Annotated in this window: 19 protein-coding genes; 15 read left to right on the top strand and 4 right to left on the bottom strand. The window is 45.7% G+C overall.

Annotated features, from left to right (window positions below; all coding sequences use genetic code 11):
* The first annotated feature begins 10 nt into the window (after positions 1-10).
* The 3 genes from lysS (at position 11) to ACUALS_RS02815 (ending at position 3,998) form a co-directional block, all read left to right on the top strand.
* Positions 11-1,528, top strand: coding sequence for a lysine--tRNA ligase (lysS, locus tag ACUALS_RS02805; protein ID WP_454448810.1), 1,518 nt, complete (start codon positions 11-13; stop codon positions 1,526-1,528).
* Between the two features lie 380 nt (positions 1,529-1,908).
* Complete coding sequence (gene vpsR, locus ACUALS_RS02810) at positions 1,909-3,243, top strand: cyclic-di-GMP-binding transcriptional regulator VpsR (protein ID WP_038137515.1); 1,335 nt, start codon at positions 1,909-1,911, stop codon at positions 3,241-3,243.
* 503 nt (positions 3,244-3,746) lie between these two features.
* Positions 3,747-3,998 (top strand): hypothetical protein, encoded by a 252-nt coding sequence (locus ACUALS_RS02815; RefSeq protein WP_038137511.1) that lies wholly within the window; start codon positions 3,747-3,749, stop codon positions 3,996-3,998.
* A 65-nt stretch (positions 3,999-4,063) separates the two neighbouring features.
* On the opposite strand, the gene ACUALS_RS02820 is transcribed toward ACUALS_RS02815, so the two are convergent.
* Positions 4,064-5,098 carry an NADP(H)-dependent aldo-keto reductase gene (locus tag ACUALS_RS02820; protein ID WP_038214643.1) on the bottom strand — a complete coding sequence of 345 codons (1,035 nt, stop codon included), beginning with the start codon at positions 5,096-5,098 and terminating at the stop codon, positions 4,064-4,066.
* Between the two features lie 127 nt (positions 5,099-5,225).
* Between ACUALS_RS02820 and ACUALS_RS02825 the strand changes: the two genes are divergently transcribed.
* The gene (locus ACUALS_RS02825) at positions 5,226-5,537 is read left to right on the top strand and encodes a DUF6482 family protein (RefSeq protein WP_038191253.1); all 312 of its coding nucleotides are present in this window, start codon (positions 5,226-5,228) and stop codon (positions 5,535-5,537) included.
* Here the strand turns inward: ACUALS_RS02825 and mutH are convergent.
* The gene (gene mutH / locus ACUALS_RS02830) at positions 5,534-6,199 is read right to left on the bottom strand and encodes a DNA mismatch repair endonuclease MutH (RefSeq protein ID WP_454448811.1); all 666 of its coding nucleotides are present in this window, start codon (positions 6,197-6,199) and stop codon (positions 5,534-5,536) included. The genes ACUALS_RS02825 and mutH overlap by 4 nt on opposite strands.
* A 627-nt stretch (positions 6,200-6,826) precedes the next feature.
* Here mutH and rppH point away from each other — a divergent pair.
* From rppH to ACUALS_RS02860, 6 genes are all read left to right on the top strand, one after another.
* Positions 6,827-7,345, top strand: a complete 519-nt coding sequence (gene rppH, locus ACUALS_RS02835) for an RNA pyrophosphohydrolase (RefSeq protein WP_005476957.1) — start codon at positions 6,827-6,829, stop codon at positions 7,343-7,345.
* Positions 7,346-7,347: 2 nt separating this feature from the next.
* Positions 7,348-9,594, top strand: a complete 2,247-nt coding sequence (ptsP, locus tag ACUALS_RS02840) for a phosphoenolpyruvate--protein phosphotransferase (protein WP_038137501.1) — start codon at positions 7,348-7,350, stop codon at positions 9,592-9,594.
* Between the two features lie 5 nt (positions 9,595-9,599).
* Complete coding sequence (locus ACUALS_RS02845) at positions 9,600-10,394, top strand: sulfite exporter TauE/SafE family protein (protein ID WP_005476959.1); 795 nt, start codon at positions 9,600-9,602, stop codon at positions 10,392-10,394.
* A 53-nt stretch (positions 10,395-10,447) separates the two neighbouring features.
* A complete protein-coding gene (lgt, locus tag ACUALS_RS02850) occupies positions 10,448-11,269 on the top strand; it encodes a prolipoprotein diacylglyceryl transferase (RefSeq protein WP_038137498.1) in 822 nt (273 codons plus the stop codon).
* Positions 11,270-11,278: 9 nt separating this feature from the next.
* The gene (locus ACUALS_RS02855) at positions 11,279-12,130 is read left to right on the top strand and encodes a thymidylate synthase (protein WP_454448812.1); all 852 of its coding nucleotides are present in this window, start codon (positions 11,279-11,281) and stop codon (positions 12,128-12,130) included.
* A gap of 231 nt (positions 12,131-12,361) precedes the next feature.
* Positions 12,362-13,147, top strand: coding sequence for an EAL domain-containing protein (locus ACUALS_RS02860; protein ID WP_039477887.1), 786 nt, complete (start codon positions 12,362-12,364; stop codon positions 13,145-13,147).
* Positions 13,148-13,249: 102 nt separating this feature from the next.
* Here ACUALS_RS02860 and ACUALS_RS02865 read toward each other — a convergent pair whose 3' ends face one another.
* Positions 13,250-14,395, bottom strand: coding sequence for a Na/Pi symporter (locus tag ACUALS_RS02865; RefSeq protein WP_038137494.1), 1,146 nt, complete (start codon positions 14,393-14,395; stop codon positions 13,250-13,252).
* Positions 14,396-14,802: 407 nt separating this feature from the next.
* Between ACUALS_RS02865 and nhaR the strand changes: the two genes are divergently transcribed.
* Both nhaR and ACUALS_RS02875 read left to right on the top strand, forming a co-directional pair.
* Complete coding sequence (gene nhaR, locus ACUALS_RS02870; protein ID WP_038137491.1) at positions 14,803-15,693, top strand: transcriptional activator NhaR; 891 nt, start codon at positions 14,803-14,805, stop codon at positions 15,691-15,693.
* A gap of 172 nt (positions 15,694-15,865) precedes the next feature.
* Positions 15,866-16,162, top strand: coding sequence for an ArsR/SmtB family transcription factor (locus ACUALS_RS02875; RefSeq protein WP_038137489.1), 297 nt, complete (start codon positions 15,866-15,868; stop codon positions 16,160-16,162).
* Positions 16,163-16,267: 105 nt separating this feature from the next.
* On the opposite strand, the gene rpsT is transcribed toward ACUALS_RS02875, so the two are convergent.
* Positions 16,268-16,528: a 30S ribosomal protein S20 gene (rpsT, locus tag ACUALS_RS02880; RefSeq protein ID WP_008077153.1), complete on the bottom strand. Its 261-nt coding sequence runs from the start codon at positions 16,526-16,528 to the stop codon at positions 16,268-16,270.
* Positions 16,529-16,787: 259 nt separating this feature from the next.
* On the opposite strand from rpsT, the gene murJ reads away from it, so the two are divergent.
* The 3 genes from murJ (at position 16,788) to ileS (ending at position 22,249) form a co-directional block, all read left to right on the top strand.
* On the top strand, positions 16,788-18,350 hold the full coding sequence (murJ, locus tag ACUALS_RS02885; protein ID WP_454448813.1) for a murein biosynthesis integral membrane protein MurJ: 1,563 nt from the start codon (positions 16,788-16,790) through the stop codon (positions 18,348-18,350).
* A 70-nt stretch (positions 18,351-18,420) separates the two neighbouring features.
* Entirely contained in the window at positions 18,421-19,365 is a 945-nt protein-coding gene (ribF, locus tag ACUALS_RS02890; protein WP_038137483.1) for a bifunctional riboflavin kinase/FAD synthetase, read from the top strand.
* 55 nt (positions 19,366-19,420) lie between these two features.
* The gene (ileS, locus tag ACUALS_RS02895) at positions 19,421-22,249 is read left to right on the top strand and encodes an isoleucine--tRNA ligase (RefSeq protein ID WP_038214657.1); all 2,829 of its coding nucleotides are present in this window, start codon (positions 19,421-19,423) and stop codon (positions 22,247-22,249) included.
* Positions 22,250-22,462: the final 213 nt, after the last annotated feature.

Consider the following 22,462-nt stretch of genomic DNA (forward strand, 5'->3'; position numbering starts at 1 on the left):
TACATCGAAAATGACTGATGCTGTTCAAAACGAAAACACACAAGAAGAGAATAAGCTGATTGCTGAGCGTCGCGCTAAGCTGGACCATATCCGCCAGTCGTGCAAAGCAAATGGCCACCCAAATGATTTCCGTCGTGAGCACCTAGCAGGTGACTTGCAAGCGGAGTTCGGTGATAAGACTAAAGAAGAGCTTGAAGAGCTAAACCACGTAGTAGCAATCGCTGGTCGTGTAATGGCGAAACGTGGTCCATTCCTAGCGATTCAAGAAACATCTGGCCGCATCCAAGCATACGCTGCAAAAGATGTGCAAAAAGAGCTTAAAGAGAAATACCAAGGCCTAGATATCGGTGACATCATCGGTGTGAAAGGCGCGCTTCACAAGTCAGGTAAGGGCGACCTTTACGTGAACATGGAGTCTTACGAGCTGCTAACGAAAGCACTTCGTCCACTTCCAGAGAAGTTCCACGGTCTGACTGACCAAGAAATGCGTTACCGTCAGCGTTACGTTGACCTAATCGTCAACGAAGACTCTCGTCAAGCGTTTATCATCCGTTCTAAGCTTGTATCGGCTATCCGTAACTTCATGAGCTCAAAAGGCTACCTAGAAGTTGAAACGCCAATGATGCACGTGATCCCAGGTGGTGCAACGGCTCGTCCATTCATCACTCACCACAATGCACTAGACATCGACATGTACCTACGTGTTGCACCAGAGCTTTACCTGAAGCGTCTAGTGGTAGGTGGATTTGACCGTGTATTCGAGATCAACCGTAACTTCCGTAACGAAGGTCTTTCTCCACGTCACAACCCTGAATTCACCATGATGGAATTCTACCAAGCGTACGCTGACTACAAAGACCTAATGGATCTGACTGAAGAGATGCTAAGCACAGTAGCGATGGACGTTCTAGGTTCAACGTCTATGCCTTACGGTGAAGAGACGGTTGAGTTTGGTGGTAAGTACGCTCGCATGAGCATGTTTGAAGCGATCAAACACTACAACCCAGACCACGCTGAAATCCAAGCACTAACAGAAGCGGATCTTACTGACCGTGAAAAGATGGTTGCGATTGCGAAGTCTGTGCATATTGAAGTGGAGTCTTTCTGGACATGCGGTCAGCTTCTTGAAGAGATCTTTGGTGAAACGGCTGAGCCTCAGCTAATCCAACCAACGTTCATCACTGGCTACCCAGCGGATATCTCGCCACTAGCGCGTCGTAGCGATGACAACCCATTCTTCACTGACCGTTTTGAGTTCTTTATCGGTGGTCGTGAAGTAGCAAACGGCTTCTCAGAGCTAAACGATGCAGAAGACCAAGATGCACGCTTTAAAGCGCAGGTTGACGCGAAAGACGCCGGTGATGATGAAGCAATGTACTACGATGCAGATTACATCACAGCACTAGAGCACGGCCTACCGCCAACAGCGGGTCAAGGTATCGGTATCGACCGTCTAGCGATGTTGTTCACAAACACGCACACAATCCGTGACGTAATCCTATTCCCAGCGATGCGTCCACAAGCGTAATGTAAGCAAAACGTTTACCAAGAAAAGTCACCTTCGGGTGACTTTTTTATTGTCTTGTCTCCAAAATAAGACGGTTCATTGTGTTGCTGATTCAGCGAAAAACGAAAAAATGACCTCTTATTAATCGTTTAGAGTTAAATAAAAGCAAAGTCTGATTCATTTATATCGTACTTGTGTTGATATAAATAGATGCCGTTTCCCCATGTAACACGAATATATTCTTTGAAATCACTCCCACAACGGGTGGAAAAAACGCTAACCAACCTATAGTCTTATTAGTGAGACAGATTCTCTGCCTGAGTCTCTATAATGTAACCATCTAAATTGATGTGCCTTCTATGGCACTGCATTGGTGTTATCAATAATAAGGATTAAGCCGTATGGGTAGTCAGTTCCGAATGGATTCCGTTCCTGGGTCTCTTATTGTCGTTGGAGGTACCTACGAACCATGGCTTTCAGTATTAGAACAAGTTGGTTGGAGATGTACACAATGCGCAGACTTGCGTAAAGCAGATGCGTTGTTCGCTGAAACAGGGCCGTGTATTGGTATCGTAGACCTCAGTCACGATGAGTTTAGTCTCAATGGCATTGCCAACCTTGTAAGCAATCACAAACAGGTTCGTTGGTTAGCATTTATCCGTGAATCCCAGCTGAGCTCCGATACGATTTGCCAGTTTATCGTTAACTTCTGTATCGACTTCTTTACCGCTCCGATTCCTGATGCGCAGTTGCTAAGCACAATTGGCCATCAGTTGGGAATGCTCAAATTAGAGAAGAAAGTATGGCCACATTACGGCAACAACAGTGATATGGGGCTCATCGGTGACTCGATTCCGATGAAGCGATTAAGAGACCAAATTAAACGAATTGGTCCAACAGACGTCAGCATTCTTATTTACGGTGAAAGTGGTACTGGCAAGGAAACGGTGGCTCGCGCGGTTCACAAAACGTCTTCTCGAGTGAACAAAGAGTTTATCTCTGTGAACTGTCGTGCGATGTCAGAGCGTCGTATTGAAAGTGATCTGTTTGGTATCAACCGTGAAGACCCTGCGGAGCCCTCTATTTTAGAAAAAGCAGACGGTGGCACCATCCTACTCAATGATATTTTGACGCTTCCTAAGTCTCAGCAGGTCAATTTGCTTCGCTTTTTACAAGAAGGCACCGTTGATACGGTGAATGGTCGCCAAGAGGTGGATGTTCGTATTCTTGCTGCTAACTCAGCGGATATCGAAAAAGCCCTCATTGATGGTGACTTCAATGAAGAGCTGTACCACTATATCAATGTGCTGCGTATTAATGTTCCGAGCTTGAAAGAGCGAGCAGGAGACATCGCTATTTTGGCACGTCACTTCCTGCAGGAGTACTCAAAAGAGTACAACGCGCAAGCACGCAGTTTTACTGAAGATGCAGCACGCGCTTTAACTCGTTACCATTGGCCAGGTAATGTTCGTGAACTGATGAACCAGATCAAACGTGTTGTGTTGATGTCTGATACGGTAATGCTTGACGATCAGCACCTCGATTTGCCTAAACGTAGTGATGGCAAACGCAGCCTGAAGAGTATCCGTGAGCGCAGTGAGCGGGATGCATTATTGCTGGTGTTAGAATCTCATTCAGGCCAAGTCTCGATGGCTGCTAAAGAGCTAGGTGTATCGCGTGCAACGATGTACCGTTTGTTAAACAAACACAATCTGATCAGTGATGCCACTGTATAACTGATTGTTTTATAAATTAAAGCCGCGCGTTTAAGTGCGGCTTTTTTGTTAAAGCAGTAAAATTATCCACCGTCATTATGTTATCGACACGATTAATATTTCAAATGATGGCTGTTCACATAGTGTTTATAGCTGAAAAGTTTTAATTAAAACTTTTGGTTATAAATTAGTTGAATTAATAATCATGATGTTTAGAATTTAACCATGAGCTAGAGCTCATACCCACTTCACTTTATCGGATTAATACATAGCTAGGAGGCGCACCATGAAACATTTCAATGTTACCCAAATGAACTGTGCGTCTTTCGAACTCGGTGCATTTGCATCTGCGGCTGATCATGCTCGAAAAGCCTCAAACGATCGCAAAGATACACCCAAAATGTAATTAGTCCGTATCCAAATTATCTTTAATTGGCTGCGGGAAAGCAGCGAATTAGAGTACATCCAACATTTTTTTGGATTCGTTGACTTTTCCCCAGCTACAACTCAACTGGAGAAAACTCATGAGTCATTCTGTATACCTAAAATTAGCCACAGTGTTGGTAAAAGCTGATCTACGTCGTGAAGAGCGAGAGTGGAAGCGTCGAGTTAGACGCAGTAGCTTTGATATTCCGTGGGAAAATGCACACTTGTTGCGAGACATTGGTTTAGAGAAAGATGGTCGTCCTGTTGGCCTTCGTGAACCTGAAAGTGTTACAGCAGAACGCCGCGTTCGTCACCTTCGTCGTGTTCTAAGTGCGCGAATACCTACGTAATCTATTGGGCTGGCTTGCTTCGCCAGCCCAAAGATATCTTAGCCAGCTACCTAAGTAGCTGGCAATTATGGGCAAGGATTGGAGTATGTCGTCCCAATCTCTTGCAGCCCCTGAAGCAACTCATCTGTCAGTACGACATCAAGACTGTTTATATTCGATTCTAGCTGCTCGATGGTTGTTGCTCCGATAATGTTGGATGCGACAAAAGGACGTTGATTCACAAAGGCGAGTGCCATTTGAGCGGGATCTAATCCATGTTCTCGAGCCAAGTTAACATAAGCGGCTGTAGCTTCAATTCCTTGTGGTGTGAAGTAGCGGACAAAACGTTCGAATAGCGAGCATCGAGCGCCTTCAGGGCGTTGACCGTCCAAGTACTTGCCACTCAATGTACCAAAGGCAAGCGGTGAATATGCGAGTAGCTGAACGCCTTCATAGTGACTAATCTCCGATAGTCCTACTTCAAAGCTACGATTAAGTAAGTTGTATGGGTTCTGAATCGAGACAATTCTTGGTAGCTCATGCTTTTCGGCTAATCTCAGTAACGTCATCACGCCCCAAGGTGTTTCGTTAGACACGCCGATATAGCGAACTTTGCCCGCTTTAATCAGCTCAGCCAACGCTTCCAGCGTCTCAACTAATGTGACTTCTTCTTGCTCTGTTGGATAAGGGTAGTTTAGTTGACCAAAGCAGTTCGTTTGGCGCTGGGGCCAATGAATTTGATAAAGATCGACATAGTCAGTTTGTAGCCTGCGTAAGCTATCATCGATTGCGAGGTGGATGTTGCGCCTGTCTAGCTTCATATTGTCGCGAATGTGCGGCATGTTTCTTGGCCCTGCTACTTTGGTCGCCAAGACAACTTTTTCTCTTTTGCCTGAGTGCTTTAGCCAATTTCCGATATGTTGTTCTGTCGCACCTTGAGTCTGTGGGCTTGGAGGTACTGGGTACATCTCTGCGGTGTCGATAAAGTTCACACCTCTTTCAAGTGCAAAATCGAGCTGACGAAATGCATCTTGCTCAGAGTTCTGCACCCCAAACGTCATTGTGCCAAGACATATTTGACTCACTTCTAACGTTGAGTGAGGTAACTTGTTGTATTGCATGGGCCTTCCTCAGTTTCATTATTTTTATCCATCCAATATAGGGGATTCCGTTGTGGGAAGGAATTGGCGTTGTTAACAATTTCGCAAAATTATTGGCTTTGGCTAATATGAATAATGGAGGTGAATTATGAACATGACTCAGTTAGATAAGTGGATACATGGTTACCACAAAGATTCTTATCAGCCGCCAAAAGTGTTTGTGATCAGTTGCTCGGACCTTTCTCAATATTTGTTAGCAGTAGAGTATAAGCACAAGTTGGAGCCACTAAAGGTCAATGACGAGCCGATTCACTTTGAATCGTTAGAGCGAGTCAAAGAGGAATTAACTCGTCTGGGGGTTGAGCGTGCTTATTTGCGCTTGCACAACGCTTACGATGAGTGTGGATCGACTGATGGTCCGTTATATCACGATATAGAGTTGTCACTAGTCACACACTAAGCGTAGTTGCTTTCTAGAAGCGCAGCCGTGAACTGGGTTCGCAGATAGAACCCTCTTGGGCGTGTCTTGATGATTCTTCCGCTGGCGCCATACGCTTCGGTCAGTGCTCTTCCATTGGCCGCTTTTGGCCGCAGTTGTAGGACTTCACCATGCCTTGCGGTGATTTGTTCAACATGGCCTGTGACGATGAGGTCCATCAGCTCTTCCCAATCAGTTTTCAGCTGAAGCTCTTCTTCTTGAGTCGGTGACCAGATAAGAGGGGAGCCGACACGTCTTTCTGCCAGTGGGATTTCTCGCTCACCTTCAACGGGTACCCACAGGACTCGAGACAGTTTGTTCCGGACATGGCTGTTTTCCCAACTCAGCCCATGTATGCCAACAAGTGGAGCGACACAAACAAAGGTGGTCTCTAGCGGTTTGCCTGTGTAGCTAATGGGGATGGTTTTAAGCTCAATACCCAGCTTTTCAAAGTCCTGCTGAGGTTTACTGCCTGCCGTAGCGCCTAGGTGCCATTCGAGTAGTTGTCCAACCCATCCTTTATCTCGACGTAAATCAGGTGGAACCGTCATTTCGGCTTCTTGGGCAAGCTCTGCAAATGAAAGTCCGGCAACACTCCATGCGCGCTCTAACAGTTCAGATTCGGATTGTGGTTCTGGTTTCATACTATTCGCTGTTCAATAATTCTGTCTTTATTGTAACGGAAGCGCACCGGGTTGGCTGTGCTTGGCTGTGCGAAGTTTGATCATTTCGCGTGAAAGATCGTCTATCAAGTAGTTATCCACAGGAAGAAGGGGATCCTGTTGCCGTTTTCTTGGATGTGTATGAATAAACAGGGGTTTTAGAGTGATTATTTGCTTGCAGTTTCCCTTAAAACTTGCATTTGCCAATGTGGAGTGTGGATAAAACTATTGGTGGTGGATCTTTGACCGATCTGGTATTTGCTGAACATTACTAGAGTAGGTTGGCTTATTATCTGTAGGTTTGATGTTTAAGTTATTGATTTTAATTATTTTGTTTTTGGGGTTCAGTAGGGGGTTTGTGCTTAAGTGGCCTTGTTGTCGATAAAATGATCACTTTGATGTGGATTTTTCACATAGTTATACACAGAAAAGGTGAATAAATGTGGTCTATGTCTCATTGTATTGTGCATAAGAGGTGTTCTGCTCAAAAGTTATTCATGTTGTGTTTGGTGAGCGATATTTTCCGCCTTAGTCACACTAGTAAGTTTGCTCCAATTGGGGATATGTGGAAAAATCACTGTAATTAAAGATTTTATTAGAGGTTGGCCAGTGATAGATGGCGATGGTTACCGCTTAAATGTGGGAATTGTAATTTGTAACAACCATGGTCAGGTCTTCTGGGCTAAACGATACGGACAACACTCTTGGCAGTTTCCTCAAGGGGGAATTGATGAAGGTGAAACCCCTGAGCAAGCGATGTACCGCGAGCTCTATGAAGAGGTTGGTCTAACGAAGAAGGATGTAAAAATCGTAGCAACAAGTCGTCATTGGTTAAGATATAAGTTACCCAAACGACTGGTTCGCTGGGATTCCAAACCTGTTTGTATCGGTCAAAAACAGAAATGGTTTCTGCTGCGTTTAGATTGTGATGAGTCACGAATCAATATGCTGCGCGGCAGTTCCCCTGAATTCGATGGTTGGCGTTGGGTGAGTTATTGGTATCCTGTACGACAAGTCGTTTCTTTCAAGCGCGATGTGTATCGCCGAGCGATGAAAGAGTTTGCCTCCATGGCAATGCCGTTTAAAGAGCGTAGAAGCAAGAACAAGCGCAAACATAGAAGAGGATAGACATGCTTTCTCAACTAAGGGAAATAGTTGAACAGGTTTCCAAAGTCGAAGATGTACATCAGGCTTTGGATATCTTGGTTAAGCAGACATGCAGTGCCATGAGCACCGAATGTTGTACTATCTATCTCGCTAATGAAGAAATGCAGCGCCTTGAGTTGATGGCGACGCAAGGTTTACGTTTCAAAGGCGACAAAATTCGCATTGGATTTAATGAGGGCTTGGTCGGTCTGGTAAAGCGCACGGCTGAGCCTCTCAATATTGCAGAAGCTTCTAAGCATCCAAACTTCAAATACTTCTCTGAGCTAGGTGAAGAAATTTACCACAGCTTTCTTGGTACGCCGATTATCCACCGCAAACAGGTGTTAGGGGTCTTGGTCGTTCAGCAAAAGACGCCCCGCCAGTTTGACGAGATGGAAGAGTCTTTTTTAGTCACCTTAGCGGCGCAGCTTGCGGTGATCATCGCGCATGCTCAAACGCAAGGTCAATGGCGTTTAGAAAAGAAACAGCTTGCGATGAAAGGGGTCCCTGCGTCGAGTGGTGTGGCGATTGGAGAGTTTTGGCTAGACGATACTCAACCAGAGCTCACGGATGTGTACCCTGCCTCAACACTAGACATCGAACGCGAGCAGGAAATCTTACTATTGGCGGTTGAAGCGGCATTGAGTGACTTTCGGCGTATGCGCAAGAAGCTCGATAGTGAGATCAACAAAGATGCGCTGGCCATTTTTGACTTGTTTACGCATTTACTCAATGATCCGATGTTGCGTAAAGATCTTAAAGCGCAAATTCAAAAAGGCGATCGTGCTGACTGGGCATTACGTCAAGTGGTTGAGAGCTATTCGAATCGATTCGCTCGAATGTCAGATGTCTACCTGAGAGAGCGAGCTCAAGATATTCGAGAGTTAGGCCAACGACTACTTTACTTCCTTCATAACACTGAAAAAGAGCAACCAGCTTTAGAAAAACCAGTGATTTTAGTCGTCAGAGAGCTTACGGCGACAATTCTAGCCTCTATTCCCAAAGATATGTTGTTGGCCGTGGTGTCGATTGAAGGTGCAGCCAACTCACACGCTGCGATTCTCTCCCGTGCGCTCGGGATCCCCGCCGTGATGGGGGCAAACGTCAATTTAAAGAACATCAATGGCAAACAAGGGGTCGTAGATGGCTACAGCGGTAAGATATTAGTCTCGCCGAGCCGTCAGTTACTCCGAGCCTACACGTCGCTGGTCAATGAAGAGCGAGAGCTCGCGACCATGGTCAATCAGCGAATCTTAGAGCCTGCGTGTACTCGAGACGGTCAGCGAATTGAGGTTATGCTTAATGCTGGTTTAAGCGCAGATGCCAATATCGCTGTTAACCAAGGGGTTGATGGGGTCGGGTTATATCGAACGGAAATTTCCTTTTTGCTCCAGCATCGTTTTCCATCAGAAGAAGAACAAACTCAACAATATCAAGCGGTACTCAATACCTATCCGGATAAGCGGGTGGTGATGCGCACCCTCGATGTGGGCGGAGACAAAGCGCTTCCTTACCTTCCTATTGAAGAGGACAATCCATTTTTGGGGTGGCGTGGTATTCGTTTTACACTGGATCATCCAGACATTTTCCTCATGCAAATCCGTGCCATGATGAAGGCAAGTGCAAATAGCCAAAACCTGAGTATCTTGTTGCCAATGGTGTCTGGAGCACAGGAACTAGATGATGCTATTGACCTGATCGAGCGTGCCTATCGAGAGGTTGTTGAGCTCGATTCTCGAATCCAAATGCCCGACATTGGCGTGATGATTGAAGTGCCTTCGATGATCTATCTGTTGCCTCTGATTGCCGAAAAAGTGGACTTTGTTTCCATTGGTACCAACGACTTAACGCAGTATTTGTTGGCGGTTGATCGAAATAATGCACGTGTATCGGATGTGTACGAATCGATGCATCCCGCGGTGGTGATGGCGCTCAATCACATTCAGCAGATGTGCCAACAGCTCAAGCTGCCTGTTTGTATCTGTGGGGAGCTAGCGGGCGATCCGATTGGGGCGCTGTTAATGGTCGGGTTAGGTTATCGAAGCTTAAGCATGAACACCTCCAATGTGGCGAAAGTAAAATACTTATTGCGGCATACTGACAGCCAAGAGCTGAAGCAACTTGCTGACAAAGCTCTGATGCAACCTTATGGCAATGATATTTATAATATGATGCAAACTTTCTTTGAAGATAAAGGCTTTGCGGGCTTTATCCGTGCAGGTAAACGATAGAAATCATGGTAAATATCGAGTTTTTTGCCCTATTGCTGCTTTTAGGCAGTGTGGTTGGCATCATGGCTGGTCTATTGGGGATCGGCGGCGGGCTGATTGTGGTACCAGCTTTGATGTTCCTCTTACCCATGGCGGGCATTGACGCGAACATTGCGATGCAGATGGCGCTGGCAACCTCTCTGGCGTCAATCATTGTCACATCGGGATCGTCGGCATATAACCACTTTAAGCTGGGCAACGTGGACATGTTTGTCGTTAAGTGGCTAATGCCGGGAGTTGTCATCGGCGGTTTTCTAGGGGCCAACGTGGCGGAATGGGTTCCTTCGCAGTATTTACCTAAGGTGTTTGGTGTCATTGTGCTGTGCCTATCCATCCAAATGCTGTTCTCAATTCGGGGGAAAACTCAACGCTCCATGCCAAACAGCAGTGTGACGATGGCGATCGGCGCGGGGATCGGCATGGTCTCGAGTCTTGCTGGGATTGGAGGTGGCTCATTGTCGGTTCCGTTTTTGAATCGTCATGGCATTGAGATGCGCAAAGCAGTGGGATCTTCCTCGGTTTGCGGATGTTTTATAGCCTTATCTGGAATGTTGGGGTTTATTCTTCATGGTTATAAAGCAGAGGTACTTCCAGCCTACAGTTTAGGTTATGTCTATTTGCCGGCATTAGTTGGCATCACCGCGACCTCTATGTTAACGACTCGATTTGGCGCTCGCCTTGCCTCGAGTATGCCGACGGTGCGGTTGAAGAAAATCTTTGCCCTATTTTTAATCTTTGTCGCAGGAACTATGTTACTGTGATGCACTCTCATCTATACCTATCGTAATTTTGAACATCTAAGAGTAATAATCCTATGTCTCAGGGATATCTTGAATTTCCTAATATAGATCCTGTATTGGTCTCTATTGGTCCTTTATCTATTCGTTGGTACGGACTCATGTACCTCGTTGGTTTTGCTTTTGCGCTTTGGCTTGCGAATCGCCGAGCGGATAAACCTGGTAGCGGTTGGACACGTGAGCAAGTGTCAGATTTGTTGTTTGCGGGCTTTTTAGGCGTCGTTGTTGGTGGTCGAGTAGGGTATGTATTGTTCTACAACTTTGACCTATTTCTACAAGACCCGCTTTACTTGTTCAAAGTATGGACGGGAGGCATGTCATTTCACGGTGGATTGTTAGGTGTGATCACCGCGATGTTCTGGTACGCCAAGAAAAACGGTCGAACTTTCTTTGGCGTTGCAGACTTTATTGCACCGTTAGTGCCATTTGGCCTTGGTATGGGTCGACTTGGTAACTTCATGAACAGTGAGCTTTGGGGGCGTGTAACCGATGTCCCTTGGGCGTTTGTCTTCCCGAATGGTGGTCCATTGCCGCGTCACCCTTCACAGCTCTATGAAATGTTCCTAGAAGGGATCGTTCTATTCTTCATCTTGAACTGGTTTATTAAAAAGCCTCGTCCACTGGGCGCTGTTTCAGGGCTATTTTTGGCGGGATATGGTACATTCCGTTTCCTCGTTGAATACGTTCGTGAGCCTGATGCGCATTTAGGTTTGTTCGGTGGTTTTATCTCTATGGGACAAATTCTATCGTTGCCGATGGTGATCATTGGTGGCCTTCTGGTCGCTTGGGCGTATAAACGCGGCTATTACAAAGACGAACTCCCGCAACAAACGAAGTAAGGAATTGGTGTGAAACAGTATTTAGAACTCTGTCAGCGAATTGTCGAACATGGTGAGTGGATTGAAAATGAGCGTACCGGTAAACGCTGTTTGACCGTCATCAACGCTGACTTAACCTATGATGTTGCCAACAACCAGTTTCCCCTCGTCACCACGCGCAAGAGCTTTTGGAAAGCAGCGGTTGCCGAGCTACTAGGTTATATCCGAGGTTATGATAACGCGGAAGACTTCCGTAAGCTTGGAACCAAAACTTGGGATGCAAATGCGAACCTGAATGAAGCATGGTTAAATAATCCGTACCGCAAAGGTGAGGATGATATGGGGCGTGTTTACGGCGTACAAGGGCGTGCTTGGGCTAAGCCTGATGGTGGCCATATTGACCAATTACGCAAGATTGTCGACGACCTCACTCGTGGTGTTGATGACCGTGGTGAGATCCTAAACTTCTACAACCCTGGTGAGTTCCATATGGGCTGCTTACGCCCGTGTATGTACAGCCATCATTTCTCGTTACTTGGTGATACCTTACACCTCAACAGCACGCAGCGCTCTTGTGATGTACCTCTTGGCCTCAACTTTAATATGGTTCAAGTGTATGTGTTTCTGGCGATCATGGCCCAGATTACGGGGAAAAAACCGGGACAGGCCTACCATAAAATCGTCAACGCTCATATTTATGAAGACCAGCTTGAGTTGATGCGTGATGTGCAGCTTAAGCGCGAGCCACTAAAAGCGCCGACCTTCCACATCAACCCAAATATTAAGTCTCTTGAAGATCTGGAAACCTGGGTAACATTGGATGATTTTTGGGTCGAAGGCTACGAACATCATGATGCAATTAAATATCCGTTTTCTGTTTAATTGACTTACGAAGTGAATCAGTGGCTTGGTTGTTATGATCATACGACCAAGCCATTTTTTATCCCCCCCCCCCCAACCGCTTGCCCCTTTTTTCCTCGCTACGTCTCATTTCTCTTATAAAGCAGCATGTTATCAATAATGCGACAAGGTTATCCGTCCATTGCTGAGTAATTTGTATGTTAACATGACTCAAAAAATTAACATGCTGTGTTGTATAAGGTTGTGTGATTGATGGAATGTGATTATCGAAAGCTGAGAGATACCGTCGCCAAGCAGATTCAATGGGATGAATTTGGGTGCGCCTATATTCAACACAATGGGCTGATGTTTCACAGTTTTTTTCAGCCGATTTACGACCGCAGCATGGAGATTTTTGGTGTAGAGGCGTTGGCTCGTATCTATGACAACAACGGCGACCTTGTCCGGACGGATCACTACTTTAAATCGCTTGAGCAAGATGATGACGCGTTGCTCTACAGCACCTATATGTGCGCAGCCATTCACGTGATTAACTTCGCGCGCTCTATTTACCGATCTAAGTGTATTTTTATTAACGTTGCTCCTGTTGTATTTGAGCTGATCTCTAATGATTCTTTTGCCATCGAGAGTTTGTTGCAGAAGTTGGATGCATTACAGCTAAAACCAGAACAGATCATTTATGAGTTGATAGAACTTCAAAGTCACGATTATCAACTGGCGGTGAGCGGGGTAAAGGCGTTAGAGAGTGTGAATATTCGAGTAGCGGTTGACGACTTCGGTGTAAAGAGCTCTACAGAACACAGAGTAAAAATAGTGCAGCCGAGCTTTTTGAAGTTGGACAGAAGTTTAGTTGTGAATGCTGTGGAGAGCGGATGCCATGGTATCGAACAGGCGATAAGTCTTGGCCGCTCGACCCGTTCCTTGATTATCGCGGAAGGAATAGAGAATCAAGCAATGTTGTCCCATTGTCAGTCTTGTGATGTCGATTTTTTTCAAGGGTACTATTTAGCTCGCCCACATAAAACTCCTCTTGCCTAAGTCGTTTTGTCCCTCTACCCCTTTAAGTTTCTAATTTAAAACATCAGGAACAAAAAAGCCCACGATATTTCGTGGGCTCTAAAGGGAATCGGTGACGCTTACTTAAGTGGTTAGCGCTAGGATTGTTCCTGGCAGTACAACGAAGACTGCTAGAAGGTAACCCGCGACAACTGCTTTGTTCTTCACTGCCATATCAGAGATGAAGTCTGCGCCTTTCACTGGTAGTTCGCGTAGGAACGGAATACCGAAGATGAATACCGTTGCCATGATGTTAAACACTAGGTGAACAAGTGCAATTTGTAATGCGAACACTGCAAACTCACCTGATACCGCTGTCGCAGCTAGAAGTGCTGTAATACATGTACCGATGTTTGCACCTAGAGTGAATGGGTAAACATCACGTACTTTTAGAACACCTGAGCCGACCAGTGGTACCATCAAACTTGTTGTCGTTGAAGATGACTGAACCAGCACAGTAACGATTGAACCTGACACGATACCGTGAATTGGACCACGACCGATCGCATTCTTTAGAATCTCGCGAGCACGACCAACCATTAGGCTCTTCATCAGTTTGCCCATCACTGTAATCGCAACGAAGATTGTCGCGATACCCAAAACGATAAGCAGTACACCACCGACTTGGTCGCCAAATGTTGATAGCGGCTCTTTTACAGCGCTAACGACAGGTTTAGTAATTGGCTTAATGAAGTTAAGTCCTTTGATGCTCATGTCACCTGTTGCTAGGAATGGAGAGACTAGCCAGTGTGAGATCTTATCAAGGATGCCAAACATCATTTCTAGAGGTAGGAAGATGATTACCGCAAGAAGGTTAAAGAAGTCATGGATCGTTGCACTTGCAAATGCGCGTTTAAACTCTTCTTTGCAACGCACGTGACCAAGAGATACCAGAGTATTGGTTACTGTTGTACCGATGTTTGCACCCATCACCATAGGGATGGCTGTTTCGACCGGAAGACCGCCGGCAACAAGGCCCACGATAATTGAAGTAACTGTACTTGAAGATTGGATAAGTGCTGTTGCCACTAGACCGATCATCAAACCTGCTACTGGGTGAGACGCGAATTCAAATAAAACCTTGGCTTGATCACCTGTCGCCCATTTAAAACCGCTGCCTACCATTGATACTGCTAAAAGTAGTAGGTACAACATGAATGCCAAGTTAGCCCAGCGTAACCAGCGAGCCGTGCTCGAGATTGGTGCTGCTGTAGTAGTAGCTTGGTTCATAATTTTTCTCCGTGGACCGTTTAAATCTTGTTTGGTCTGTTGTTGAAACTGAGGGCGATGTTAGAGGGGAAATATTTCAGTAATATTACAGTTGTGTGTAATAACACTTTTTTTGCGGCCATGGTCGTTTTTGGGGTGTAGTTAATGTTTTACATTGGATTTAAGGTGTTGATTTTACTGTTTTATTTTTACATTTGTTTTGCTCGGGTTTTATTGACTTTTTATCAATGGTTTTGTCATTTAGCACTTGTTTATCACTGCTTTATGACAGTTGTAAGACAAAAATGAAGAGCTATTGTTCGGTAAAATCATAATATAATGACGATGCCTTCGTTTTTGCCGAATCGTTGTTGTCATTGAGTGGATTTGCTATAACCTAAGCATTCACTTTATCTTGAGTTAACACTATGTCCCACCTCAATTATAACCACCTTTATTACTTCTGGATGGTGTGTAAACAAGGCTCTGTTACGAAAGCGGCGGACGCTCTGTTTCTTACCCCACAAACCGTAACGGGTCAGATTAAAGCGTTAGAAGAGCGCATGGATGGAAAGTTGACCAAACGAAATGGTCGTAGTGTCGAGCCAACAGAGCTAGGTCAGCTTGTGTTTAAGTATGCTGATCGAATGTTTGGTCTTAGCTATGAGATGCTGGATATTGTGAACTACAGTCAGCGCTCCAATATCTTGTTTGATGTTGGTGTTGCAGATGCGCTCTCTAAACGGTTAGTGAGTAAAATTCTCATGACAACGGTACCGCCTGATAGCAGTATTCACCTTCGCTGTTTTGAATCGACCCACGAAATGTTGCTTGAGCAGTTATCGCAGCACAAGCTGGATATGATTCTGTCTGATTGTCCTGTGGATTCGAGCCAAAGCCCAGGTTTGTACAGTAAGAAGCTTGGAGAGTGTAATATGAGCTTCTTCTGTTCTGGTAATGTGGATGATGTGCAGTTCCCAGCAGTACTTGAACAGAGAAAGCTACTGATTCCTGGCAGCCGAACGGCAATGGGGCGAAAGGTATTGCAGTGGTTTGACAGGCAAGGGCTTAAGCCAAACATTTTAGGTGAGTTTGATGATGTTGCCTTGATGAAGGCCTTTGCGCGATACCATCATGATGTCATTTTCTTAGCGCCTTCGCTTTATATGACAGAAGTTGAAAGCGATCTTCCTCTACAACTGATCGGTCATATCGATGAGTTAAAAGAAGAGTATTATGTCATCTTTGCTGAGCGTATGATCCAGCATCCAGCGGTAAAAAATGTGTGTGACGCGGACTTCATCTCACTGTTTAAATGATGATTTCATTTATAACAAATAGATTACTTGTTACAAATCGATTAATATTGTCAATATTAAATTTTAGTGTGATCCACCAAAGCAAGTCATATGTGCTAATCGTGCCACATTACGTCGTGGTCATACGCGCGTTATCAGCGACTCCTAGTTTGGCTTCAAGAGATACTGGCCGATGAATTTACAAGAGATGGAACAAAATTCTGCCAAAGCAGTTGTGCTACTGAAAGCAATGGCGAATGAAAGAAGGCTCCAAATATTATGTTTGCTACATAACAATGAGCTTTCGGTCGGTGAACTGTGCAACAAACTAGAACTGAGTCAGTCAGCATTGTCTCAGCACCTAGCATGGTTAAGACGTGATGGCTTGGTTCACACTCGAAAAGAAGCGCAAACGGTGTATTACACATTGAGCAGTGAAGAGGTCAAGTCGATGATCCAACTACTGCATAGTTTGTATTGCAGCCAATAAAACGAAAGAGGAGGCGATAGCCTCTTTTTATTTACATGCGTAAATTGCAGACATAAAAAAACCGGCGTTAGCCGGTTTTTTTCTTCACTGGAAATCAGAGTTCTATTAAAGAGCTTTGATTGCAGCAGAGAAGCGAGACTTGTGACGAGCTGCTTTATTCTTGTGAATAAGGCCTTTAGTCGCCATGCGGTCTAGGATTGGTGTAACTGCAGCGAATGCAGCAGTTGCAGCTTCTTTGTCGCCTGCTTCGATAGCAGCAACAGTTTTCTTCATGTAAGTACGCATCATTGAGCGACGGCTAGCGTTGTGCTGACGACGTTTCTCAGCCTGGATAGCGCGCTTCTTAGCAGATTTACTATTTGCCAAGGGTCTAACTCCCAAAAACTTAGTTCGGTGACAATTTAAGGGCGAGGACTATCCCTCATTTGCGCTTAAATGTCAAATAATTTGTGCAAAAACCAATCGAAGCCAAACAAATTTTGGATTAGAAGGGTCTTCACGGTTAAGATGGCGGGGATTCTATCAGTATTTTTTTTTCAATGCTAATACTAATCTGCTCTCGACGAGTTATTCGTGAATAAGATAGGCACATTATTATTAGTATTCGCGATTTTCTGAGGTAACTGTGAGTAAACGTCTTCTAAAGTCAGGCATGATTGTCAGTGCTATGACTTTGATTTCACGCGTGTTGGGTTTAGTGCGTGATGTGGTTGTCGCAAATTTAATGGGAGCGGGTGCTAGCGCTGACGTCTTCTTCTTTGCAAACAAAATCCCCAACTTTCTGCGTCGACTTTTTGCTGAAGGTGCTTTTTCACAGGCCTTTGTTCCCGTTTTAACGGAATATCACGCCAGTGGTGATATGGATAAAACGCGCCAATTGATCGCTCGAGCGGCAGGGACACTCGGAGTTATTGTCTCAATAGTCACGCTTCTGGGTGTTTTTGGCTCAGGTGTTGTTACCGCGCTGTTTGGTTTTGGTTGGTTTTTGGACTGGATGAATGGCGGTCCATCGGCGGAGAAGTTTGAGCTCGCGAGTTTTATGCTCAAAATTACCTTCCCATATCTTTGGTTTATTACTTTCGTTGCGCTTTCAGGTGCCATTCTCAATACCATGGGTAAGTTTGCGGTCTCTTCTTTTACCCCAGTGTTCCTCAATGTGATGATTATTCTCTCTGCGTGGTTTATCGCTCCGCAGTTACCACAACCTGAAATCGGATTGGCCATCGGGGTATTTCTTGGCGGGTTAGTCCAATTTTTGTTCCAGTTGCCGTTTTTAATCAAAGCGGGTGTTATGGTTAAACCCCAATGGGGCTGGCGAGACCCTGGGGTGGTAAAAATTCGCACCTTGATGATCCCTGCGTTGTTTGGGGTATCCGTTAGCCAAATCAACCTACTGTTTGACACTTTTATTGCCAGTTTTCTGCAAACGGGGTCGATCAGTTGGCTTTACTACTCTGACCGTTTACTCGAATTTCCGCTTGGATTGTTTGGCATTGCGATTGCGACGGTCATCTTGCCAGCTCTGTCTCGTAAACATGTCGATGCACAGAGCCACGGTTTTGCCCACACTATGGACTGGGGGGTGCGGATGGTGACTTTGCTTGGTATTCCAGCCATGTTAGGGCTGATGGTGTTGGCCAAGCCGATGCTGATGGTGTTGTTTATGCGAGGTGAGTTTAGCCCGCAAGATGTGCAGTTTGCGTCGATGTCTTTGGTCGCTTACGCGTCAGGCTTGCTTAACTTTATGTTGATAAAGGTTCTCGCTCCAGGCTACTACTCGCGTCAAGACACCAAAACCCCCGTTAAATACGGAATTATTGCAATGGCAACGAACATGGTCTTCAACGCCATTTTTGCTTGGTTTTATGGCTATGTTGGTTTGGCGATTGCTACTGCGCTTTCTGCGTTCGTAAATATGTCTCTTCTATATAGAGGTTTGCACCTTGCTGGTGTGTACCAGTTGACTCGTAAAACCTTGCTGTTCATTACCAAGCTGGTGATTGCTGGTGGACTGATGGTCGCTGCTATCTTGTGGCAACTTGAAGAGATGCAAGTGTGGCTAGAGTGGCATTTTGCCGAGCGTGTTATGTGGCTGACTGCTTTGATCGCTTTAGGTGCCAGTGTCTACCTTGTGACTCTCATGGTTTTGGGAGTACGTTTAAAAGACTTAAAAGCAGCGACAGACTGAGGTTGATTAGTATATAATCCGTCGGTTTCACGCAACATAAATATCAAATACAGGTTTTTAGCAGCTTCCAATGGAATTGATTCGAGGCATTCACAACATAAAGTCACATCATTCAGGGTGTGTTTTGACGATCGGAAACTTCGATGGTGTGCATCTAGGGCATCAAGCGGTTTTACGCCAAGTATCCGAAAAGGCAAGAGAATTAGGCTTGCCTGCGACGGTGATGACCTTTGACCCACAACCCCTGGAGTTGTTTGCTAAAGAGAATGCGCCAGCTAGGCTGACTCGACTTCGTGACAAGTTTGTCCAACTGAGCAAGTTAGATATTGCGAGATTGCTGTGTGTAAACTTTAATCACCAGTTTGCCAACCAAACCGCTGACGAGTTTATTAGTGACTTGTTGGTAACGCGTTTGGGTGTTAAGTTTCTGGTCGTTGGCGACGATTTTTGTTTCGGGCGTGGAAGAGAAGGCAACTTTGCCATGCTTAAAGAAGCGGGCAAAAAGTTTGGCTTTGAAGTCGTCAGTACCCACAGTTTTTGTCTTCAGAAACTGCGCGTGAGTAGCACGGCGATCCGAGAAGCGCTTGCACAAGATAAGCTTGACGCAGCTGCGCGAATGCTAGGGCGTGATTACAGTATTAGTGGGCGTGTATCTCATGGTCGTAAGCTAGGTCGAACGATTGGCTTCCCTACGGCAAATATCCCCCTGAAACGCAGTGTCTCACCTGTATCAGGCGTGTATGTGGTTCAAGCGCTAGGCTTGGGAGATAGACCTGTCGGCGGCGTGGCAAACATTGGTAATCGACCGACTGTGAATGGCGTGCGCCAACAACTCGAAGTACATTTATTCGACTTTCATGCCAATTTATACGGCAAACAGCTTGAAATAGTGCTTTTACATAAGCTGCGAGATGAGCATAAATTTGACTCTTTCGACGCTTTAAAACAACAAATTGAATTGGATGCTGAGGCAGCAAGGGTGTGGCTGCGTCAGCGTGAAGACCAAGTGGTTTAGTTCGCTGCTTGGCATAATGTCTAACTGTCACCCAACACAACGGAATTAAGAATCGATGAGTGAGTATAAAGATACCCTGAACCTTCCTGAAACAGGGTTTCCGATGCGCGGCAATCTGGCGAATCGCGAGCCAGAAATGCTTAAGCGTTGGTACAAAGAAGATCTTTACGGCGCAATCCGTGAAGCGAAGAAAGGCAAAAAATCTTTCGTTCTACATGATGGCCCTCCATACGCGAATGGCGACATTCACATTGGTCACGCACTAAACAAGATTCTTAAAGACATTATTATTAAATCCAAAACACTTTCTGGTTTTGATGCACCGTACATTCCTGGTTGGGACTGTCACGGCCTACCAATTGAACTAATGGTAGAAAAGAAAAAAGGCAAACCAGGCCAAAAAATCTCTGCGGCTGAATTCCGTGAAGAGTGTCGTAAGTACGCGGCAGGTCAGGTTGAAGGTCAAAAAGAGAGCTTCAAGCGCCTTGGTATCATGGGTGAGTGGGACAAGCCTTACCGCACTATGGATTTTGCTACAGAAGCAAACATCATCCGTGCTCTAGGTAAGATTGCTGATAACGGCCACCTACTAAAAGGCTTTAAACCTGTTCACTGGTGTACTGACTGTGGCTCAGCGCTTGCTGAAGCAGAAGTTGAGTACAAAGATAAAGTTTCTCCATCTATCGACGTACGCTTTAAAGCAGCTGATGAAGCCGCGCTTCTATCTAAGTTCTCATTGAACGAAGGTCATGAAGGCGAAGGCGATATCTCGATCGTAATCTGGACGACCACACCGTGGACTCTGCCAGCAAACCGAGCAGTATGTCTACGTGATGATCTAGAGTATGTCTTGATCCAAGTAGAAGGTGAGTCGAAGGAACGTATCATCGTTGCTTCTGAGCTAGCGAAAGACGTGATGGATCGTGCGGGTATCGAGCACTTCCATAACCTTGGTTTTGCAAAAGGTAGTGACCTTGAGCTATCTCAGTTTAATCACCCATTCTACGACTTTACGGTTCCTGCGATCCTTGGCGATCACGTAACCACTGAATCTGGTACGGGTGTGGTTCACACAGCTCCTGGTCACGGTCAAGAAGACTTCGCGGTAGGTAACAAGTACGGTCTAGAAGTAGCTAACCCAGTCGGCTCAAACGGCGTTTACTTGCCAGATACTGAGCTATTTGCTGGTCAGCACGTATTTAAAGCCAATGATGCAGTGGTTGAAACGCTAAAAGAGAAAGGCGCGCTTCTACATCACCACGCTTACGAGCACAGCTACCCGCATTGTTGGAGACACAAAACGCCAATTATCTTCCGTGCGACGCCACAATGGTTCGTCTCTATGGACCAAGCGGGCCTACGTGCAAAAGCACTAGAGTCAATCAAAGGTGTTGAGTGGATGCCTGAGTGGGGCCAAAGCCGAATCGAAGGTATGATTGAAGGTCGCCCAGAATGGTGTATCTCTCGTCAACGTACTTGGGGCGTGCCAATTGCTCTGTTCGTTCACAAAGAGACGGCAGAACTGCATCCAAACACACTAGAGCTTATCGAGAAGGTTGCTCAGTTAGTAGAACAAAAAGGCATTCAAGCTTGGTGGGATCTGGAAATCTCTGACCTACTAGGCGAAGAAGCAGACAACTACGAGAAGGTGCTTGATACGCTAGACGTATGGTTCGACTCTGGTGTGACTCACTACTCAGTGGTTGATGCTCGTGAAGAGTACAACGGCGCGTCGGCAGATCTATACCTAGAAGGTTCTGACCAACACCGTGGTTGGTTCCAATCTTCTCTGATCTCGTCTATTGCGATGAAAGATGAAGCACCATACAAGCAAGTGCTAACTCACGGCTTCGTGGTTGATGGTCAAGGCCGTAAGATGTCTAAATCTATCGGTAACGTCGTTGCACCAAAAGATGTAACGAACAAGCTAGGTGCAGATATCCTGCGTCTATGGGTTGCTTCAACTGACTACACAGGTGAAGTTGCGGTTTCTGATGAAATCCTAAAACGCTCGGCAGATGCGTACCGTCGTATCCGTAACACAGCGCGTTTCTTCCTAGCCAACCTAAGCGGCTTCAACCCAGCAACGGATCTTGTTCCTGCTGAAGAAATGGTTGCTCTAGACCGCTGGGCAGTAGGTCGCGCCCTAGCTGCGCAAGAAGAGATTGTAAAAGCGTACGGTGAGTACAACACGCACGCTGTAACTCAGCGTCTAATGCAGTTCTGTTCTATCGAAATGGGCTCATTCTACCTAGATGTTATCAAAGACCGTCAATACACAGCGAAACGTGGCGGCCACGCTCAACGTAGCTGTCAGACTGCGCTTTACTACATCGTAGAAGCATTAGTTCGTTGGATGGCGCCAATCATGTCATTCACTGCAGATGAAATCTGGAACGAGATGCCGGGCGAGCGTGATAAGTTCGTATTCACTGGCGAGTGGTTCGAAGGCCTATTCGGTCTTGCTGAAGGCGAAGAACTGAACAACGAGTTCTGGTCGGACGTTCAATCAGTTCGTGGTAGCGTGAACAAGCTACTGGAAGATGCTCGTAAAGAGAAGATAATTGGTGGTTCGCTACAGGCAGAAGTAACGCTTTACGCTGATGACGCTCTAGTGGCGAAACTAAGCAAGCTTGAAGATGAGCTACGCTTTGCACTACTGACTTCAGCGGCGGTTGTTAAGCCTCTAAGTGAGAAATCTGAAGCAGCACAAGCGACTGACGTTGAAGGTCTGTTTGTTGAAGTTAAAGCGACTGAAAACGAGAAATGTGACCGTTGCTGGCACCATACACCAGACGTAGGCACAATTGCAGGTCATGAGAAGATCTGTGGTCGTTGTGTGTCGAACGTTGATGGTGAAGGTGAAGTTCGCAAATTTGCATAATTGCTTGTCATTCTTGGCGCTGTAGCGGCGTTGACTGCATTTACTCCGGAATGCCGGACCAACTCCATCACATAGGACAACTATGCTCAGGAGTCTCGTAAATTTGTCGCCTTGCTACAACACCAATAATTTAGAGCAATCCGAAGTGGAACTTTATTGTTAATTTATAGCCCCAGTATCTACTGGGGTTATTTTTAGGCTTAATGCTTTAAG

This window comes from Vibrio sp. NH-7, from assembly GCF_053643215.1.

What these genes read in the sequence shown, in the direction of transcription:
- ACUALS_RS02825 (WP_038191253.1), top strand. Translation starts at nt 5,226, where the DNA reads ATGAACATGACTCAGTTAGATAAGTGGATACATGGTTACCACAAAGAT.
- ACUALS_RS02875 (WP_038137489.1), top strand. Translation starts at nt 15,866, where the DNA reads ATGAATTTACAAGAGATGGAACAAAATTCTGCCAAAGCAGTTGTGCTA.
- nhaR (WP_038137491.1), top strand. Translation starts at nt 14,803, where the DNA reads ATGTCCCACCTCAATTATAACCACCTTTATTACTTCTGGATGGTGTGT.
- ACUALS_RS02815 (WP_038137511.1), top strand. Translation starts at nt 3,747, where the DNA reads ATGAGTCATTCTGTATACCTAAAATTAGCCACAGTGTTGGTAAAAGCT.
- lysS (WP_454448810.1), top strand. Translation starts at nt 11, where the DNA reads ATGACTGATGCTGTTCAAAACGAAAACACACAAGAAGAGAATAAGCTG.
- lgt (WP_038137498.1), top strand. Translation starts at nt 10,448, where the DNA reads ATGTCTCAGGGATATCTTGAATTTCCTAATATAGATCCTGTATTGGTC.
- vpsR (WP_038137515.1), top strand. Translation starts at nt 1,909, where the DNA reads ATGGGTAGTCAGTTCCGAATGGATTCCGTTCCTGGGTCTCTTATTGTC.
- ACUALS_RS02845 (WP_005476959.1), top strand. Translation starts at nt 9,600, where the DNA reads ATGGTAAATATCGAGTTTTTTGCCCTATTGCTGCTTTTAGGCAGTGTG.
- ileS (WP_038214657.1), top strand. Translation starts at nt 19,421, where the DNA reads ATGAGTGAGTATAAAGATACCCTGAACCTTCCTGAAACAGGGTTTCCG.
- ACUALS_RS02820 (WP_038214643.1), bottom strand. Translation starts at nt 5,098, where the DNA reads ATGCAATACAACAAGTTACCTCACTCAACGTTAGAAGTGAGTCAAATA.
- mutH (WP_454448811.1), bottom strand. Translation starts at nt 6,199, where the DNA reads ATGAAACCAGAACCACAATCCGAATCTGAACTGTTAGAGCGCGCATGG.
- ACUALS_RS02865 (WP_038137494.1), bottom strand. Translation starts at nt 14,395, where the DNA reads ATGAACCAAGCTACTACTACAGCAGCACCAATCTCGAGCACGGCTCGC.
- ACUALS_RS02860 (WP_039477887.1), top strand. Translation starts at nt 12,362, where the DNA reads ATGGAATGTGATTATCGAAAGCTGAGAGATACCGTCGCCAAGCAGATT.
- ribF (WP_038137483.1), top strand. Translation starts at nt 18,421, where the DNA reads ATGGAATTGATTCGAGGCATTCACAACATAAAGTCACATCATTCAGGG.
- ptsP (WP_038137501.1), top strand. Translation starts at nt 7,348, where the DNA reads ATGCTTTCTCAACTAAGGGAAATAGTTGAACAGGTTTCCAAAGTCGAA.